Origin of the sequence: Pseudomonas sp. App30, from assembly GCF_047947025.1 — a bacterium.
Taxonomy (GTDB): domain Bacteria; phylum Pseudomonadota; class Gammaproteobacteria; order Pseudomonadales; family Pseudomonadaceae; genus Aquipseudomonas.
Map to the genome: position 1 here is coordinate 1614738 of NZ_CP133165.1, position 17609 is coordinate 1632346.

The 17609-nt window shown below is 66.5% G+C and carries 19 protein-coding genes; 13 read left to right on the forward strand and 6 right to left on the reverse strand.

Annotated features, from left to right (window positions below):
* Window positions 1-77: 77 nt before the first annotated feature.
* On the forward strand, window positions 78-1157 hold the full coding sequence (locus tag RAM80_RS07095; RefSeq protein WP_416425513.1) for a GlxA family transcriptional regulator: 1080 nt from the start codon (window positions 78-80) through the stop codon (window positions 1155-1157).
* A gap of 111 nt (window positions 1158-1268) precedes the next feature.
* Here the strand turns inward: RAM80_RS07095 and RAM80_RS07100 are convergent, their stop codons facing one another.
* Entirely contained in the window at window positions 1269-2540 is a 1272-nt protein-coding gene (locus RAM80_RS07100; RefSeq protein ID WP_416425514.1) for a serine/threonine transporter, read from the reverse strand.
* Between the two features lie 387 nt (window positions 2541-2927).
* Here RAM80_RS07100 and RAM80_RS07105 point away from each other — a divergent pair, with 387 nt between their 5' ends.
* The 9 genes from RAM80_RS07105 to pseH all read left to right on the forward strand — a co-directional run bounded on the left by RAM80_RS07105 (window position 2928) and on the right by pseH (window position 9858).
* Window positions 2928-3563, forward strand: coding sequence for a HAMP domain-containing protein (locus tag RAM80_RS07105; RefSeq protein WP_416425515.1), 636 nt, complete (start codon window positions 2928-2930; stop codon window positions 3561-3563).
* Between the two features lie 143 nt (window positions 3564-3706).
* Window positions 3707-4129: a DUF1810 domain-containing protein gene (locus tag RAM80_RS07110; protein ID WP_416425516.1), complete on the forward strand. Its 423-nt coding sequence runs from the start codon at window positions 3707-3709 to the stop codon at window positions 4127-4129.
* Between the two features lie 66 nt (window positions 4130-4195).
* Entirely contained in the window at window positions 4196-6337 is a 2142-nt protein-coding gene (egtB, locus tag RAM80_RS07115; protein WP_416425517.1) for an ergothioneine biosynthesis protein EgtB, read from the forward strand.
* A 178-nt stretch (window positions 6338-6515) separates the two neighbouring features.
* Window positions 6516-6707, forward strand: a complete 192-nt coding sequence (locus RAM80_RS07120; protein WP_268140763.1) for a general stress protein — start codon at window positions 6516-6518, stop codon at window positions 6705-6707.
* 64 nt (window positions 6708-6771) lie between these two features.
* Window positions 6772-7329 (forward strand): ATP-dependent Clp protease proteolytic subunit, encoded by a 558-nt coding sequence (locus tag RAM80_RS07125; protein ID WP_416425518.1) that lies wholly within the window; start codon window positions 6772-6774, stop codon window positions 7327-7329.
* Window positions 7330-7409: 80 nt separating this feature from the next.
* Window positions 7410-7634 carry a DUF6555 family protein gene (locus RAM80_RS07130; protein WP_416425519.1) on the forward strand — a complete coding sequence of 75 codons (225 nt, stop codon included), beginning with the start codon at window positions 7410-7412 and terminating at the stop codon, window positions 7632-7634.
* A gap of 124 nt (window positions 7635-7758) precedes the next feature.
* Complete coding sequence (locus RAM80_RS07135; RefSeq protein ID WP_416425520.1) at window positions 7759-8694, forward strand: ketopantoate reductase family protein; 936 nt, start codon at window positions 7759-7761, stop codon at window positions 8692-8694.
* 37 nt (window positions 8695-8731) lie between these two features.
* Entirely contained in the window at window positions 8732-9310 is a 579-nt protein-coding gene (locus tag RAM80_RS07140; protein WP_416425521.1) for a TetR/AcrR family transcriptional regulator, read from the forward strand.
* Window positions 9307-9858 carry a UDP-4-amino-4,6-dideoxy-N-acetyl-beta-L-altrosamine N-acetyltransferase gene (gene pseH / locus RAM80_RS07145; protein ID WP_416425522.1) on the forward strand — a complete coding sequence of 184 codons (552 nt, stop codon included), beginning with the start codon at window positions 9307-9309 and terminating at the stop codon, window positions 9856-9858. Before RAM80_RS07140 ends, pseH begins: the two co-directional genes overlap by 4 nt.
* 14 nt (window positions 9859-9872) lie before the next feature.
* Here pseH and RAM80_RS07150 read toward each other — a convergent pair whose 3' ends face one another.
* On the reverse strand, window positions 9873-10640 hold the full coding sequence (locus RAM80_RS07150; RefSeq protein ID WP_416425523.1) for an AraC family transcriptional regulator: 768 nt from the start codon (window positions 10638-10640) through the stop codon (window positions 9873-9875).
* 82 nt (window positions 10641-10722) lie between these two features.
* Between RAM80_RS07150 and RAM80_RS07155 the strand changes: the two genes are divergently transcribed.
* A complete protein-coding gene (locus tag RAM80_RS07155) occupies window positions 10723-11616 on the forward strand; it encodes an ATP-binding protein (RefSeq protein ID WP_416425524.1) in 894 nt (297 codons plus the stop codon).
* Here RAM80_RS07155 and ptrR read toward each other — a convergent pair.
* Complete coding sequence (gene ptrR / locus RAM80_RS07160; RefSeq protein ID WP_416425525.1) at window positions 11586-12464, reverse strand: putrescine utilization regulator PtrR; 879 nt, start codon at window positions 12462-12464, stop codon at window positions 11586-11588. The genes RAM80_RS07155 and ptrR overlap by 31 nt on opposite strands.
* A 102-nt stretch (window positions 12465-12566) precedes the next feature.
* Between ptrR and RAM80_RS07165 the strand changes: the two genes are divergently transcribed.
* On the forward strand, window positions 12567-13958 hold the full coding sequence (locus RAM80_RS07165; protein WP_416425526.1) for an aldehyde dehydrogenase family protein: 1392 nt from the start codon (window positions 12567-12569) through the stop codon (window positions 13956-13958).
* A 92-nt stretch (window positions 13959-14050) separates the two neighbouring features.
* Window positions 14051-14353 (forward strand): hypothetical protein, encoded by a 303-nt coding sequence (locus tag RAM80_RS07170; RefSeq protein ID WP_416425527.1) that lies wholly within the window; start codon window positions 14051-14053, stop codon window positions 14351-14353.
* 113 nt (window positions 14354-14466) lie between these two features.
* Here RAM80_RS07170 and RAM80_RS07175 read toward each other — a convergent pair whose 3' ends face one another.
* From RAM80_RS07175 to RAM80_RS07185, 3 genes are all read right to left on the reverse strand, one after another.
* Window positions 14467-15009: a GGDEF domain-containing protein gene (locus RAM80_RS07175; RefSeq protein WP_416425528.1), complete on the reverse strand. Its 543-nt coding sequence runs from the start codon at window positions 15007-15009 to the stop codon at window positions 14467-14469.
* A 154-nt stretch (window positions 15010-15163) separates the two neighbouring features.
* Window positions 15164-16282 (reverse strand): L-dopachrome tautomerase-related protein, encoded by a 1119-nt coding sequence (locus RAM80_RS07180; protein WP_416425529.1) that lies wholly within the window; start codon window positions 16280-16282, stop codon window positions 15164-15166.
* Between the two features lie 30 nt (window positions 16283-16312).
* A complete protein-coding gene (locus tag RAM80_RS07185; protein WP_416425530.1) occupies window positions 16313-17467 on the reverse strand; it encodes an SMP-30/gluconolactonase/LRE family protein in 1155 nt (384 codons plus the stop codon).
* Window positions 17468-17609 lie beyond the last annotated feature (142 nt).

Sequence of the window (17609 nt, forward strand, 5' to 3'; positions counted from 1 at the left end):
AGCCAATGGCCACATTTCTTCGCGGCCGCAGAAAATATTTCTGCCTTGAAGGTATTAACGGCACAGTTGGCCGGGGCTTGATTTTTTTGCACACCATCACCCACTCCCCTTCCCCCGCGCCGCGTGCGAACGCGCCTGGCGCCAGCCTCGCCGTGGTGCGCGAAATCGCCATCCTCAGCTACCCGGGCTGCTACGTGGGGGACGTGATCAAGCTGCTGGAAACCCTGCACGCCCTGGACCTGCGGCCCTGCTGCAGCCTGCGCCGCGGCGCCAGTCTGCGGGCGCGGGTGTACTCACTGGATGGCGCGCCGCTGCGCTCGCCGGGCATGCCCTGGGTCAGCGTGCAGACCCAGGCCCTGGACGCACAGTTGCCGCCGGCACCCGACACGTTGATCATCGCCCACGGCCCGGCCCAGGCCCTGGACAGCCCGCCAGCGCCGCTGCTGCAGTGGCTGCGCCAGGTGCAGCCGCGCGCGCGGCGGGTGGTGGCGCTGGGCGCGGGGGTGTTCTGGCTGGCGGCGGCGCGGCTGCTGGAGGGGCGCCAGGTCACCACCCACAGCGCCCTGGTTGCCCTGCTGGGGCAGCGCTACCCGGCGCTGCAGGTGCAGCACCGCGGCAGCCTGCAGATCGACGGCCCGTTCTACACCACCAGCGAACGCATGAGCGCCAGTGACATGGCCCTGCTGTTGTTGCGCGACCACTGCGCCGCCGTGCGCGGCCAGCCCTGCCCGCCCAGCGCCGATGACAGCCAGGGCCCCGCCCGCGACGGCCCTGCCCTGCGCCTGTGCCGCTGGTGGCTGCCGCGGCTGGACCAACCGCTGAACATCGCCCAGGCAGCCGCCCACCTGCACACCAGCGAGCGCACCCTGCGCCGGCTGCTGCGCCAGGACTGCGGCTGTTCCCCCTACGGGTTGCTGGTGCTGTTGCGGCTGGACATGGCGCGCCAGGCGCTGCTGGACAGCGACCTGCCAGTGGACAAGATCGCCCGCCGTGGCGGCCTGGGCGACGGCCAGCAGCTGGCGCGGGCGTTCCGCAAATACCTGGGCGTGGCGCCCGGTGAATACCGGCGCACGCGCACCCCGGCGCGGTTGCACCCGGACTACGGAAGGTTGTTTGATGGGCTGCGGCAGCCAGGGTGGCTGCTGCAGCTGCGCTAACCCGTATTTTGTGGGAGCTGGCTTGCCAGCGAGCTTGTGAAGCCTCAACAGCTCGCTGGCAAGCCAGCTCCCACAAGCGGCCGCCAGGCCGCCATGGGGCGAAGTGTGCGTTTAGAGGGTGTAGACCAGCGCCGAGATGGCCACCAGGCCGACAATCACCACGAACAGGTTCGACAGCTTGCCGGCGTATTGGCGCATGGCCGGCACGCGGCGGATGGCGTACATCGGCATCAGGAACAGGATGGCGGCGATCACCGGGCCACCCAGGGTCTCGATCATGCCCAGAATGCTCGGGTTCAGGGTTGCCACCAGCCAGCACACCACCAGCATGAAGGCGGCGACCAGGCGGTCCATGGTCTTCGCGGCCGGGCGGCGGCCACTCTTGACGATCAGGCCCTTGAGGCCTTCGCTGGCGCCGATGTAGTGGCCCAGGAACGACTTGGCAATGGCCACGAAGGCAATCAACGGCGCGGCGAAGGCGATGGTCGGGTTGCTGAAGTGGTTGGCCAGGTAAGACAGGATCGACAGGTTCTGCGCCTTGGCTTCCGCCAGTTGCTCGGGCGACAGGGTCAGCACGCAGCTGAACACGAAGAACAGCACCATCACCACCATCAGGCCGTGGGCGCGCGCCAGGATCTGCGAGCTGCGCTGTTCGGCGTTGGCGCCATAGCGGCGCTTCTGGTCAACGGCAAAGGCCGAGATGATCGGCGAATGGTTGAACGAGAACACCATCACCGGAATCGCCAGCCACAGGGTGTGCAGGAAGGCCGAAGGCTCCGGCACGTTGCTGGCGGTGGTGAGGATGCCACCGGTCCAGTGCGGCACCAGGAACAGCGCCAGCAGCAACAACGCGACGATGAACGGGTACACCATCAGGCTCATGGCCTTGACGATGAAGCGCTCGCCGCAGCGCACCACGGCCAGCAGGCCGACGATCAGCACCAGCGCCAGCAGCGCACGTGGTGGCGGTTGCTGGTGCAACTGGTTCTCGATGAAGCTGCCCACGGTGTTGGTCAGCGCCACGCTGTAGATCAGCAGGATGGGGAAGATGGCGAAGAAATACAGCAGGGTGATCAGCGCCCCGGCCTTGGCGCCGAAATGCTCCTCCACCACGTCGGTGATGTCGGCGCCTTCACGCCCCGACAGCACGAAACGAGTGAGGCCGCGGTGGGCGTAGAACGTCATCGGGAAGGCCAGCAAGGCCAGGATCAGCAGGGGCCAGAAACCGCCAAGGCCTGCATTGATCGGCAGGAACAGGGTTCCGGCGCCGATAGCCGTGCCGAACAGGCCCAGCATCCAGGTTGTGTCGTGACGGTTCCAACGGCTCAGCGTCGCTTGTGGCGCCGCATAGTGTTGGTCGAGGCTGTTGGCCTGTTCATTCATCCGGTCGAATCTCCGCTTGCCGGTTATTCATACGTGGCCGAGACGGGATGAAACATGAAGCAGGCAGCGCCCCGGCCATAAAAGGGGGGGCGATTGTCCGGGATTGTGCTTGAGAAGCAAAGACTTAGCTGAGCAACGGTCGCAAATGCGAGGGGTTTTCGGCGTGGCAGTTTGCCACACCTGCCAGGCTGCAAGCCCCGTCGCCGTTGCCGCACGCTGCACTGGCCGCTTCATTCGCAACCTTGATGGCCCAGATGCCCACTGCACAGGGACGCCGGCGGCAAGTGGCCGTTTTCTGCCGCACTCACCGATACATTCGTGAAATCAACGCGACACAACCGGGCGCGATGCTGGCTGCTCGGATCTATCCGGCCCAAGAGCCCCCGCATGTCCAGCTTTCGTCTGCCGCGCTTCGCCAACTCCCTGTTTGCCCGCCTGTTTGGTATTTCGGTGATCGCTATCGTGCTCGCCCATTGCCTGGCGTTCGTGTGGTTCCAGGCCTATGGCAAGCAGCAAGAGGACGCGCGCTTCCACGCCATGGAACTGCGCGAGCTGGACCTGGACAAGCCGCTGCCGCCGCCCCCTCCACCCACGCCGTTCGACGGCCCGATCGTGCCGCTGGTGATTCAGATCAGCACCCTGGTGGTGGCGGCCTGGTACTGCTCCAAGCTGCTGTCGCGGCCCATCCGCCACTTCAGCGCGGCGGCCGAGCGCCTGAGCGACGACCTCGACAGCCCGCCGCTGCCGGTGCTGGAGTACGGCCTGCTGGAAGCCCGGCAGGCCACCCAGACCTTTAACCGCATGCAATGGCGCATCCGCGAGCAACTGCGCCAGCGCGGCTACCTGCTGGGCGCGGTGTCCCACGACCTGCGTACGCCGTTGTCGCGGCTCAAGCTGCGCCTGGAATTGCACGATGAGGCGCGCCAGCACATGGACATGCGCCAGGACATCGACGAGATGGTGAAGCTGCTGGACGCAACCTTGGCGTTGGTGCATGAGCGGCCGCAGCGCCCTTCGCTTTAATCGCGGCGTCGCCTGACGCAGCCTGCGGCAGCTGCTACGTAGCAGCTGCCGCAGGCGGCGTCCTGGGCCCCACGTCGAACTATTTAGAACTCACCGCCACCGCCACGGTCATCTGAAGACCTGCCCCTTGCGCGGTGAACCCCATGGACACCTACAACCTCCAGCGTTTCGTCGAAGCCCAGCGCCCGGTGTTCGAGCAGGCCCTGCACGAACTGCAGGGCGGCCAGAAGCGCACCCACTGGATGTGGTTCATATTCCCGCAGATCCAGGGCCTGGGCCGCACCGACATGGCCCGCCAGTTCGCCATCAGCGGCGCCGGCGAGGCGCTGGCCTACCTGCAGCATCCGCTACTGGGCCCGCGCCTGCTGCAGGCCAGCGCCGCCGTGGCAGCGCTGAAAGGACGAGCGGTCGGGCAGATCTTCGCCCCGCCCGATGACCTCAAGCTACGCTCGTGCATGACCCTGTTTGCCAACGCTGCCGACGACCCCAGCCCGTTCAACCGAGTGCTGGAGGCCTTTTTCGACGGCCAGCCCGACCCCAAGACCCTCGATGCCCTGGGCCTGTAGGCCGCTTGCCGGGCAGTCACCTCGCCAACTCACGTCGCCATCGACGCAGCCGCGGAGCCTTGACTGATGAACCTGATGCCACGCCACGCACTGGAAACCCTGCCCACCCTGGCCGATGAGCGGCTGCAGCGCTACCGCCAGGTGCGCCGCCATAGCGAGCGCCTGGCCAGCCCGCTGACCCCGGAGGACATGGTGGCCCAGTCGATGTCCGACGCCAGCCCCACCAAGTGGCACCTGGCGCACATCACCTGGTTCTTCGAGACCTTCCTGCTGGTGCCCAACCTGCCCGAATACCGGCCGTTCGATCCCAGCTTCGTCTACCTGTTCAACTCCTACTACGAGGCCGTGGGGCCGCGCCAGCCGCGGCCCCAGCGCGGGCTGATGACGCGCCCGGCGCTGGACCAGGTGATGGCGTACCGGCAATACGTCGACCTGCACATGGGCAGCCTGCTGGCCATGGACCTGGACGCCGCCACCCTGGCCCTGGTGGACCTGGGCCTGGCCCATGAGCAGCAGCACCAGGAGCTGCTGTTGATGGACATCCTCCACCTGTTCAGCCTGTCGGCGCTCAAGCCTGCCTACGACCCGGCCTGGCCGGCCGATGCCGGCGGCCGCGAGGGCCAGTTCAAGGCGCTGGACGGTGGCCTGGTGGACATCGGCCACGACGGCGACGGCTTTGCCTTCGACAACGAAGGCCCGCGCCACAAGGCGTACCTGGCGCCGTTCGAGATCAGCGACCGGCTGGTGACCAACGGCCAATGGCTGCGCTTCATGGCCGCCGGCGGCTATGCCACGGTGGGCCTGTGGCTGTCCGACGGCTGGGCCGTGGCCCGCGAGCAGGACTGGCAGGCACCGTTGTATTGGCAACGGGACGGCGAGCACTGGCAAGTGATGACCCTGGCCGGTCTGGTGCCCGTGGACCCCGATGCCCCCGTCACCCACATCAGCTACTACGAGGCCTGCGCCTTCGCCACCTGGGCCGAGGCGCGCCTGCCCACCGAGGCCGAATGGGAGCTGGCGGCCACCACCGGCCTGCTCGAGCAGGTGGATGACGTGGCCTGGCAATGGACCCAGAGCGCCTACTGCCCCTACCCCGGCTTCCACCCGGCGCCCTCGGCGGTGGGTGAGTACAACGGCAAGTTCATGGTCAACCAGATGGTGCTGCGCGGGGGCGCCAGCATCACCAGCCCCGAGCACTGCCGCCCCAGCTACCGCAACTTCTTCACCCCCGGCCTGCGCTGGATGTTCTGCGGCCTGCGCCTGGCCCGCGACGTGTGCCAGGACGGCCTGCACAACAGCGAGTTCGCCCGCGACGTGATCGCCGGCCTGTCGGCGCCACACAAGAGCCTGTCGCCCAAGTACTTCTACGACGCCGCCGGCTCGCAGCTGTTCGAGGCCATCTGCACCACCCCCGAGTATTACCCCACGCGCGCCGAAACCCGGCTGCTCACCGACGTGGCGGCGCAGATCGGTGCGGTGATTCCCGAGGGCGCGGCGCTGGTGGAGTTCGGCAGCGGTGCCTGCGACAAGATCCGCCTGGTGCTGGACGCCGCGCCCCAGGTCAGCGTCTACGTGCCCATTGACATCTGCCAGGACGCCCTGGACAACGCCGCCAGCCACTTGCGCGATCGCTACCCGCAGCTGCAAATAGCGCCCCAGGTGGACGACTTCACCCGCGCCCTGCACCTGCCGGAGGCGGTGAAGGGCAAGCCACGGGTGGGCTTCTTCCCGGGCTCCACCATCGGCAACTTCACCCGCCCGCAGGCGGTGCAGTTCCTGCGTTCGGCGCACACGCTGCTGGGGCGCAACGCCTGGTTCATCGTCGGCGTGGACATGGTCAAGGAGCCGGCCATCCTGGAAGCCGCCTATGACGATGCCGCCGGCGTCACCGCGGCGTTCAACCTCAACCTGCTCAAGCGCATGAACCGTGAGCTGAACGGCAACTTCGTGATCGACGACTTCCGCCACCTGGCGCTGTGGAACGCCGAGTTGCAGCGCATGGAAATGCACCTGGTGAGCCAGCGCGAACAAGTGGTGCAGGTGGCCGGCCAGGCCTTTCACTTTGCCGAGGGCGAGCGCCTGCACACCGAGAACTCGCACAAGTTCACCGTCGAGTCTTTCACCGAGATGGCAGCACTGGGCGGCTGGCGCGTGTGCCACCAGTGGATCAGCGATGAGCCGCAGGTGGCGTTGTTCTGCCTGTGCTGACAGCCCATGCAGGAGACGGGCGGCGCAACAGTCGTTTTGGCACTAAATATTCAAGCCAAAAACACTAAGACCGCCCGTCTCGCCTTTCTATAATCAATAAACTTTTATCGGCTTTGCCTTTCACAGTTAATGCAGGGCCACTGGCCTTGCACATCCGATAAAACAGAGGAAGAGAATCATGGCTAACACAGGCAAGTCGAACCCAGGAAACTTCTCCAATGATCGTGAAAAAGCCTCCGAAGCCGGCAAAAAAGGCGGACAGGCATCTTCCGGCTCGACTGCAGGCAAAATGCCAAACGACCGGAGCAAAGCAACTCCCGATAGCAGCAAAAAAGGCGGTCAAGGCAGCCACGGTGGCGGCCGCAGCTAATCGCTGAGTCAGGGCCGGGGCAGCGTCCCCGGCCTGCATACCCCGCAACGACAAGGACATGACGGTGAGCCAGCACATTGTTCATTTCCATTGCCAGATCGACCAGAGCACCCACGAACGCCTGCGTGACCGCTGCCTTGAAGCGCTGAAGGCCGGCGCCGAGTCGCTGTGGCTGAACATGTCGTCCTCGGGCGGCAGCACCAACTTCGGTTTTACCATCTACACCTTCATCAAGTCCCTGGGCATCCCGGTGCGCACCATCAACTCCGGCAACATCGAGTCCATGGGCATCATCGTCTACCTGGCCGGCACCGAGCGCATTGCCGCGCCACAATCACGTTTCCTCATCCACCCCATGAACTGGTACTTCAGCCAGAATTCGGTGGACCATTCGCGCCTGCGCGAATACCTCTCCAGCCTCAACAACGACCTGGAGCGCTACGTGACCATCTTCAAGGACGAGACCGCGGACGCCGAGCAGAAACTGGACATCTTCAAGTGCCTGTCAGCTGAAGAGAAAGTCATCGCCGCCGATGACTCGCTGACCTGCGGCATCGCCCACCGCCTGGAGCAGGTGGTGTTTCCCAAGGATGCGGTGCACTGGACGGTCAGTGGCGAATAGACCGGCTGTCCAACAATCCGACTGAATTTTTTCCCCACCCTGGACTCACTAAAACTGTCACAGGGAGGAACTTCAGTTTTATGAACAGCGCAAAACTCTACGTCATTGACTACACGCTTCATGGCGTACCGAAATCGTTCATCATCCGCGCACACACCATGGACAACGGTGAGGCGTGGCATTGGGCAAGTTGTGACGCCGGGGTGGGCCGCATTGGCCGCTTCGGCCGCGAACGAGTGAAAAAGACCAGCAAGCCGCTGGCAGAAAAATTTGGCATCGAAGGGGTGAATTGGCGACCGGCATAAGTTCCCGTCGCTGGCAAAAAAATAAAGGTCGATCACACTCTATTCGAACGAGGGTGATCGGCCTATATTTTATGGGGGCTTTAATGCCTACACCTGGACCTCAATGAAAAGGAGTAACTAGATCATGCGGATTTTGATCGTGGGGGCCGGTGCCGTCGGCGGCTATTTTGGCGGGCGCCTGCTGGCGGCCGGGCGCGACGTCACCTTCCTGGTGCGCGCGGCGCGCGGCCAGCAACTGGACGAGCACGGCCTGCGCGTGCGCAGCCCGCTGGGCGACATTGACCTGCCCCGGGTGCCGTGGGTGCAGGCACGGGACATCGACCGCCCGTTCGCGTTGATCCTGCTCAGCTGCAAGGCCGGGCAACTGGACGCCGTGATGGCCGACATCGCACCGGCGGTGGCCCCCGATACCCTGATACTGCCGCTGCTCAACGGCATGCGCCACCTGGAGCTGCTGGACGCCCGTTTCGGTGCCGACAAGGTGCTGGGCGGCAAGTGCTTCGTGTCGCTGGACAAGCGTGCCGACGGCACCATCGTGCACTTCAACCAGCGCGACGACCTGGCGTTCGGTGCGCGCGTGGGCCAGGACGGCGCTCGTGTGCAGGCGGCGTTCGAGGCGCTGGACAATGCCGGCTTTGCCGCCCAGTTGAGCCCGGACATCACCCAGGAAATGTGGGAGAAATGGCTGTTCATCGCCACCGGCGGCGGCATCACCTGCCTGATGCGCGCCAGCGTCGGCGACGTGGTGGCCGCAGGCGGCGAAGACCTGATCTGCGACCTGTTCGAGGAATGCTCGGCCATTGCCCGACGCGCCGGCTACCCGCCGCGCGAGCCGGTGCGCGAGGCGTTCCTGCAGGTGCTGACCGAGCCCGGCTCGGCGCTGACCGCCTCGATGCTGCGCGACGTCGAGCGCGGCGACGGCACCGAGGCCGATCATGTGCTGGGCGACCTGCTGCGCCGGCGCCCGGTCGAAGACGTCGAGACCCCGGACCGCTCCGTGCTGCGTCTGGCCTACACGCACCTGCTGGCCTACGCGGCGCGCCGCGCCCGCGAACAATGACCTGCCCCTTATCTGTTCAAGCAACGCCGAGATCATCATGCCCCGCGTATCCCGCCAACAAACCGAACGCAACCGTGAAATCATCCTGCAGGTGGCCACCCGCCTGTTCCGCGAGCGCGGCCTCAAGGGCCTGAGCGTGGCCGACGTGATGAGCGCCGCCGGCCTCACCCACGGTGGCTTCTATGGCCATTTCGAGTCCAAGGAAGCCCTCGCCGCCCAAGCCTGCCGCCAGGCCTTCGAACAGTCGGTGCAACGCTGGGCCGAGCGCACCGAACCGACCCGCGACCGCAAGGGCGCGCGCCGGGTGCTGATCGACCATTACCTGGCCGACAGCAACCGCGACGCCCCCGGCGACGGCTGCCCCACCGTGGGCTTTGCCGGCGATGTGTGCCGCGAGCCCGAGGGCAGCCCGCTGCGCCAGGCCTACACCGACGGCGTCGGCGCGCTGCTGGACGACTATGAAGCGGTGATGGGCCAGGAACAGCCCGAGCAACGTCGCCACGCGGCGTTGATGGAGTTCACCCTGATGGTCGGCGCCATCACCCTGGCGCGGGCGACCGAGGGGCATCCGTTGTCGGACGAAATCCTGCAGGCGGCGCGGGAGTACCTGGCATGATTGCCTTCGTGCCCATCCTCGCCACCAGCGCCGAGGTGCAGGAGCGCGTGCGCCAACTGCGCAACCAACCGCAGGTGCGCAAGTACATGTACACCGACCACGAGATCAGCCTGGACGAACACCAGGCCTGGCTCGCCAGCCTGGCCGGCAACGCCCGCCAGGCGGTGTTCGTGGTGATGGTCGACGACGTGCCCCGTGGCCTGGTGTCGCTGAACGCCATCAACCCCCTGCACCGCAGTGCGGACTGGGCGTTTTACCTGGACAGCGAACTGCAGGGCAAAGGGCTGGGCAGCCAGGTCGAGTGCTGGCTGCTGGACCATGCGTTCGACGAGGTGGACCTGGCCAAGCTCAATTGCGAGGTGCTGGCCAGCAACCCGGCGGTGGTGCGCCTGCACCAGAAGTTCGGGTTCGTGCTGGAGGGCGTGCGCCGCCAGCACGTATGCAAGGACGGCGAGCGGCTGGACGTGATGCTGCTGGGGATCACTGCCCAGGAGTGGCGCGCACAACGGCCGTCGATCGTCGAGCGCCTGGCGCGGTTGCAGGGGTAAGGCCACAGGCCGCGTCACCACTCACTGGGCGACACGCCGAACTGCCGGCGGAACATGGCGCTGAAAGCGCTGGGGGTGTTGTAGCCGACCTCCAGCGCCACTTCCAGCACGCTGTGGCCCAGGGCCAGGCGCTGCAGGGCGGTCAGCAGCCGCGCCTGCTGGCGCCATTTGCCGAAGGTCATGCCGGTGTCGCGCACGAACCAGCGCTGCAAGGTCTTGGGGTTCACGCCGAGCTGCCCGGCCCAGTCGTTGAGTTCCAAATCCAGGCCCTGGCCCTGCAGAATCTGCTCGCTCACCGGCTGCAACGCCGGGTGCCGCAGGTGCGGCAGGTGCAGCGGCAACGGCTGCTGCTGGTTCAACTCATCGAGCATCAGCGCCATGACCCGGCCATCGCGGCTATCGGCGGCCGGCGGGGTGCGGATGGCTACGGCCGCCAGGATCAGCTCGCGCAGCAGCGCCGGCACCCCCAGCACGCAGCAACTGCCCGGCAGGTGCGCGGGCACCTGCGCCGGCTCGATATAGAGGGTGCGCACCCGCACCGCGCCAACCATGCGCGTCCAGTGCGCCACCCCCGGCGGTATCCACAACCCGCGGTCGCTGGGCACCAGCCAATGGCCCTCGGCGGTGCCCACCACCAGCACGCCCTGGGTGGCGTAGAGCAGCTGCGCGTTGTGGTGGCGATGGGTGGCCACCCAGTGGCCGTCGTCGAAGTCCAGGGCCACGGCAGCCACGCCGCGCGCGTCCGTCGGTTCGCCGTGGTCGACAATGTCCGTTTTACGCATGCAGGCGCCCTTTTATCGTTAGACGCACACTTTGCCCTATCCCTAAGCTTGTGCCCAGCCATCCCTGCACTGTGATACCACCATGTCCATGACCGTTGACAGCTCTGCCCTGCTCGCCCAACTCGAACGCATCGCCAACAGCCTGGAGCGCGCCTTTCCGCCCGACCAGGCGCTGGTGTTCGACAGCAACGCCATCGCCTTCCAATGGCACTACCGGCGCGTGCGCGGCGTGGAACAGCCGGTGCTGGCGGCGGTCAAGCAGCCCAGCCTGATCAGTTTCGACGCGCTGCAGAACATCGACCGACAAAAGCGCCTGATCGAACAGAACACCCGCCAGTTCGTTGAAGGCCGCCCGGCCAACAACGTGCTGCTGACCGGCGCCCGTGGCACCGGCAAGTCATCGCTGGTCAAGGCCTGCCTGGAGCGCTTCCACGGCCAGGGGCTGCGCCTGATCGAGGTGGACAAGGCGCACATCGGCGACCTGCCGCAGATCCTCGACTTCACCACCGGGCGCCCCGAGCGCTTCATCCTGTTCTGCGACGACCTGTCCTTCGAGGAAGGCGACATCGGCTACAAGAGCCTGAAGACCGTGCTCGACGGCTCGGTGGCTGGCCAGGCGGCCAACACGCTGATCTACGCCACCTCCAACCGCCGCCACCTGATGGCCGAGCGCGCCAGCGACAACCTCAACTGGAAACGCGGCGAAAACGGTGACCTGCACCCTGGCGAGGAGTCGGAAGAAAAGATCTCGCTGTCGGAGCGCTTCGGCCTGTGGATCTCGTTCTACCCCTTCTCCCAGGACGAGTTCCTTGGCGCGGTGAACGAATGGCTGGCGGCCTGCGGGGTGCCCGCGGACGCCTTTGCCCAGGCCCACGTCGAAGCCCTGCGCTGGGCCACCCAGCGCGGCTCGCGCTCAGGGCGCATCGCCGCGCAGTTTGCTCGCGACTACGCCGGGCGCGTGGCCGCCGAGGCCTGACTCTCCAGCATCTCCTGCATGCCCAGCAAATTGGGCGAACGCGTGCCGCGGCGCCAGGTCAGCCAGGTCTGGCGCCAGCTGTATTCACCGCCCAGGGGCCAGGCGCTGACGTTGCTGCTGCCCGGCATGCTTTCGAGCATGCTGCGCGGCACCATGGCCAGCCCGGCGCCGGCGCTGACGCAGGCGAGCATGCCGTGGTAACTCTCCATCTCGAAAATGCGCCCCGGCGTGGCGCCGTCGGCGATGAACCAGCTCTCCAGGTGCCGCCGGTACGAACAGTTGGCGCGGAAGGCGTACACCGTCTCGCCACTGACATCCAGGGCGCGGGTCACCGGCGCATGGCCCTTGGCGGTGACCAGCAGCATTTCTTCCTCGAACACCGAAATGCCGTCGAGCAGCGGGTGCAGCGGGCCGTCGACGAACGCGGCAGCGAAACGCCCGGCCAGCACGCCGTCGATCATGTCGCCTGAGGGCCCGGTGGACAGGTCCAGCTCCACCTTGGGGTAGCGCTGGTGGTAGGCCGCCAGCAAGGGCGGGATGCGCACCGCCGCCGTGCTTTCCAGCGAGCCCAGGGTAAACACGCCCTGGGGCTCGCCGCTGGACACCGCCAGCCTGGCCTCGTCCACCAGGTCGAGAATGCGCCGGGTGTAGTCAAGGAAGCTGTGGCCGTTGGCCGACAGCCGCAGGCGCAGTTTCTCGCGGATGAACAGGTCCACGCCCAACTCGCTTTCCAGCTGCTTGATGCGCGTGGTCAGGTTCGACGGCACCCGGTGCACCTTGGCGGCAGCAGCAGTGATGCTGCCTTCCTCGGCGACGGCCTTGAACAGTTCGAGCTGGGTCAGGTCCATGATACTTTCTCGTTTTGTGAGCATTTCACTGATTATTATTCATTATTCATGAAGCGATCAAGGGCATAAGGTAACGCTCATCTACTGCCTTGGAGGTTTGCCATGAATGCCCCCGCCGTTATCGACTACGCCGTTTCCCTGAACCCGGCCACCGGTGAAGAACTGGCGCGCTACCCGTTCCAGACCGCCGCCCAGCTGGACCAGGCCCTGGCCCGCAGCGCCGACGCCTACCGCCAGTGGCGCCAGGTATCGGTGGCCGACCGCGCCGCCGTGCTGGTCAACGTCGCCGCTGCGCTGCGCAACAACAGCGAGGCCCTGGCCCGCAGCATGACCCTGGAAATGGGCAAGCCGATTCTGCAGGCCCGCGCCGAAGTGGAAAAATGCGCTGGCCTGTGCGAGTGGTATGCCGCCCAGGGCCCGGAACTGCTGGCGCCTGAGCCGACCCAGGTGCCGGGCGACAAGGCCTTTATCGAATACCGCCCGATCGGCCCGATCCTGGCCGTGATGCCGTGGAACTTCCCCATCTGGCAAGTGCTGCGTGGCGCCGTGCCGATTCTGCTGGCGGGCAACACCTACGTGCTCAAGCACGCGCCGAACGTGATGGGAAGCGCGCTGCTGCTGGCCCAGGCCCTGCGCGAAGGCGGCGTGCCGGAAGGCGCGTTCGAGGTGCTGAACGTGGGCAACGACGGCGTCTCCAGCGCCATCAATGACCCGCGCATCGCCGCCGTGACTGTCACCGGCAGCGTGCGCGCCGGCGCCGCCATCGCCTCCCAGGCCGGTGCCGCACTGAAGAAATGCGTGCTGGAACTGGGCGGCTCCGACCCGTTCATCGTGCTGGCCGACGCCGACCTCGACGAGGCCGTGAAGGCCGCCGCCATCGGCCGCTTCCAGAACGTGGGCCAGGTGTGCATTGCCGCCAAGCGCTTCATCATCGAAGACAGCGTGCTGCCGGCCTTCACCGAGAAACTGGTGGCGGCGGTCAAGGCCATGCAGGTCGGCGACCCGCTGGAAGAAGGCAACTACATCGGCCCCATGGCCCGCTACGACCTGCGCGACGAGCTGGACGGCCAGGTGCAACAGACTCTGGCCGAAGGCGCCACCCTGCTGCTGGGCGGCCACAAGGTGGAAGGCGTGGGCAACTACTACGCGCCGACCATCCTGGGCGACGTGACGCCGGAGATGACCTCGTTCAAGCAGGAGCTGTTCGGCCCGGTGGCCTCGATCATTGCCTGCCGCGACGCCGCCCATGCGGTTGAGTTGGCCAACGACAGCGAGTTCGGCCTGGCCGGCAGCGTCTGGACCGCCGACGTCGCGCTGGCCAAGCGCCTGGCCGCAGCGCTGGACACCGGCGGCGTGTTCATCAACGGCTACTGCGCCTCCGACCCACGCGTGGCCATTGGCGGCGTGAAGAAAAGCGGTTTCGGCCGCGAGCTGTCGCACTTCGGCCTGCGCGAGTTCTGCAACGCCCAGACCGTGTGGGTCGACCGCCGGTAAGATGAAATATCGCCGTCGGTCGCAACATTGGATCGACGGCGCCCCGCCCCCTGCCTAAGCTGGTGAAACGTCCTTATCGAGGGAGCGCCACCATGTTCAGGAAAACCTTGCTTACCCTGGCGGTCGCCAGCCTGCTGTCCGCCACCTCGGCGGTGGCCCTGGCGGCGTCCGACATCTCCATCAACAACGGCACCGATGCCTCGCCGTCCAGCCCTGGCGCCGACCCGCGTACGCAAGGCGCCGACCCTGGCCGCAGCGGCGGCACCGACAACGGTGGCGGTGGCTACAGCGGCAAGCAGGACACCTCGGGTGGCGCTGGCACCAGTGATGACGATGACGACGATGATGATGGTGGCGACAGCGGCGGCGACAGCGCTTCGGCCCCGCCTAACTGATCGCGTCTTTTTGTGGGAGCTGGCTTGCCAGCGAGCTTTAGGGCCTCAACAGCTCGCTGGCAAGCCAGCTCCCACACGTCCACGTGGATCTGTAGAAACGGATTCCCCCATCTTCAGGCGCGCATCGCACCGGTGTAGGACTGGCCGAAATGCCGCGTTGCCACGCGATCGCCGCCCGCCCGGGCGGCTTCGTCGCACAACTGCGCCACCGCATTGAAGAACGCCGAATGCCCCGCCTCGCTGCGGGGTATCAGCGTGCCTGCGCCAATGCTGGCGGTCAGTGGGTGTTCGGCCTGGGCTGCGCGAATGGCCTGGTGGCAGCGCTCGGCCACCACCTGCGCGCCGTCTGCCGGGGTTTCCGGCAGCACCAGCATGAAGGCATCGGCCGAGCAGCGCCCGGCGCTGTCGCGGGCCCGCCGGGCGATGGCGTCGAGCAATTGGCCTAAGTGGCCCAGGTGCACCTCGCCCTGCTCGCGGCCCTGCTGGCGGCAGAACGCCGGGAACTGGTCGACGGTCACCACGATCAACGACAAGGGTTGCCGCAACCGCAGGGCCTGGGCCCACTCGGTTGCCAGCAGCGTCGCCACCGCCCCCGTAGGGGCGTCCTGGGCAGCGTCGCTGGCGACGCCCATCAGCCGTTCTCTGTGCAAGCTCACCGTCGGCTCCTTGAGGGACATGCATTGACGAAAACGCCGGGCGGCGATGTTCGCCCCCGACGTGGCGAATACCTTATCGCCTGCGCTTTCGCACTGTCCAGCATAGAGCCTGGCTGGCGGGTAGCCAGTGAGTAACAGGCCCGGTACGCAGTTTTTACATTGCCGTCTTGAACCGCAGGATGTTGTACGGCGCGGTGCGCAGGTCCTTGCCGCCGTGCAGCCCCGGCACCCGCTGCCATTGCCCTACGGTGACGTACAGGTAGCCGCCCTGCCAGTACAGGCCATCCGGCCAGATCAACCGCAAGTCGCGGCCCACCAGCGCAAATTGCCCGGCGTTGTCGCGGCTGATGATGGAGTAGCGCGAGGCGTCGCCGAAGTACAGCGTGCCCTTGGCGTCCACGGCGATGCCGCCGTTGGAGGCAACCTGGCCCTCGAAGTGAATGTCCTTGACCAGCGCGTCCTCAGGGCGGTTGAAGTCGCTGAGCGCGGCGGTGTCGATGCTGTAGTAGTTGGGGTTGGTGGGAATGGTCCAGTACAGCTTCTTGTGGTCCGGCGACAGCTCGATGCCGTTGACCCCGCCCTGGGGCATGGTCGGGTGGTCGAGGCTGTAGGCGTGGGGCTGGCCTTCGACGTAGGTCATGTAGCCGGGCGCCGGCGAGGTCTGCGGCAGGTTGTGGAACAGCTCGCGCATCTTGCCCGTGGCGATGTCCACCACGATCAGCGAACAATCCGAGGGGCTGGAAAAACCATTGTTGGAGATGTACACCGTGCCCTGGGCGCCGTGGTCGGGGTCGATGCGCAGGTCGTTGAGCTGCACGCTGTCGCGCAGGAACGGCTTGTGGAAGACGATGGTCTTGAGCACCTTGCGGCTGGTGATGTCGATGCCCACAAGCTTCGCCGAGCCGTCGGGGATGCCGTCGATGCCCGGGCGCTTGCCCTCGTCCAGCACCCACAGGGTATTGCCGGCCAGCGTCAGGCCCAGGGGCGACACCAGCCAATCGGTGAGCGGCTTGCCGGTGTCGGTGGTGGTGGCCAGGTCGGGGAACGGCACCTGCTTGCCCTTCACCAGTTCCACCACCGAGGGGAATGTGTGGTTGCTGCCGGCCCGGGGCAGCGTCAGGAAGGTGCGGCCGCCGGGGGTGACGACAATGCCGCTGGCCTCGGTGTTCTGCAGGGCGGCCACCAACTCGCCCTGTGGCGCAAGGGCTGGCTGGGCGTTAGCGACAGAGGCGACTGCCAGCAGCGCCAGGGTCATGGGTTTTATCGCGTTCATTGCGGGAGGTGCCTCCATGTCAGTGAGCAATCAGTGCGGCTGCGCGTCGTACACCGGCGTGCCGTCGATGGGCGTGCGAATCAGCAGGTAGGGCGGCTTGCGGGTGTCGCTGTGCTGGCCCAGGCGGTCCCACTGGCCCAAGGTCACGTAGACCTGGTTGCCGGCCACGAAGATGCCGTCCGGCCACACCAGCCGCGGGTCGCGCAGCACCACGTCGAAGTGGCCGTCGGGCCAGCGGCGCAGGATCTGCCGGTGTTCGGAGTCGGTCAGGTAGATACGGTCTTGGGCATCGGTGGCGATGCCGTCGGTCATGACCTTCTCGCCCTCGTCACGAATCTGCGCGGCGAGCTGCTTGTCGCTGTAGTCGAAATTGGCCAGGGCGCCGGTGGGAATGCTCCACAGGTGGCGGCTGGTCAGCGGCGAGTAATACAGGCGGCTGCTGTCGGCGCTGAGGGTGATGCTGTCGACGCCGCCGTGGGGGAAGGCGCTGGCCTTGCCCTGGTAGCGCATGGGCACGCCGTCCAGTTGGGTGACGAAATCCTGTTGCGGCAGCACCGACGGGTCTTTGCTGAGCACCCGGCGCTGATGCCCGGTGGCCAGGTCGACGACGACAATGGCCGGGGCTTCGCCGAACGACGAGTCGGCCACGTAGGCGGTGCCCTGGGCGCCATGGGTGAGATCGATGCGCAGGTCGTTCATGTGGCTGTCCTGGCGCAGGGCGTCCTTGAGCACTACCGAGGCGAACACCTTGTTGGTCTGCGGGTCGATGCCCACCACCTTGGCGGCGCCGGGCTTGATGCCGTCGATACCGCCACGCTTGCCGTCGTCGATCAGCCACAGGCGGCCCTGGGTGTCGGTGGTCATGCCGTGCACGGAGATCAGTTTCTGCGCGTCGCTGCGGTCGGACGGCAGGCTGGTGGCCGCGTCGGGGTACGGCACCAGCTTGCCGCCCACCAGCTCGCCCAGGGTCATGCCGGTGTGGTTGATGGCGTGGCGCGGGAAGCCGACGAAGGTGCGCCCCGACGGCGTGACGACGATGCCGGACGGCCCCAGGCCCTGGAACGCAGCCACCTCGTCCAGGGAGCCGATGGGGATATCGCTGCGGTCGACGGTTTCGGCCAGGGCAGGCAGGGCACTGCCCAGCAGCAGCCCTGCGGTTAACAACAGGCTTGCGGACGTTTTCACACATCATCTCCGGATTTGACTGAAACCGGTTTCAGGCCGATGCTGAAAAAAACCCGAGCAACAGCATCGGGCCTGGTCATAGCGTCTGAAACCCGATCTCAGTGAAGGTTCCAGCCGCCAGGCCAGTATTGGGAACTGCTTT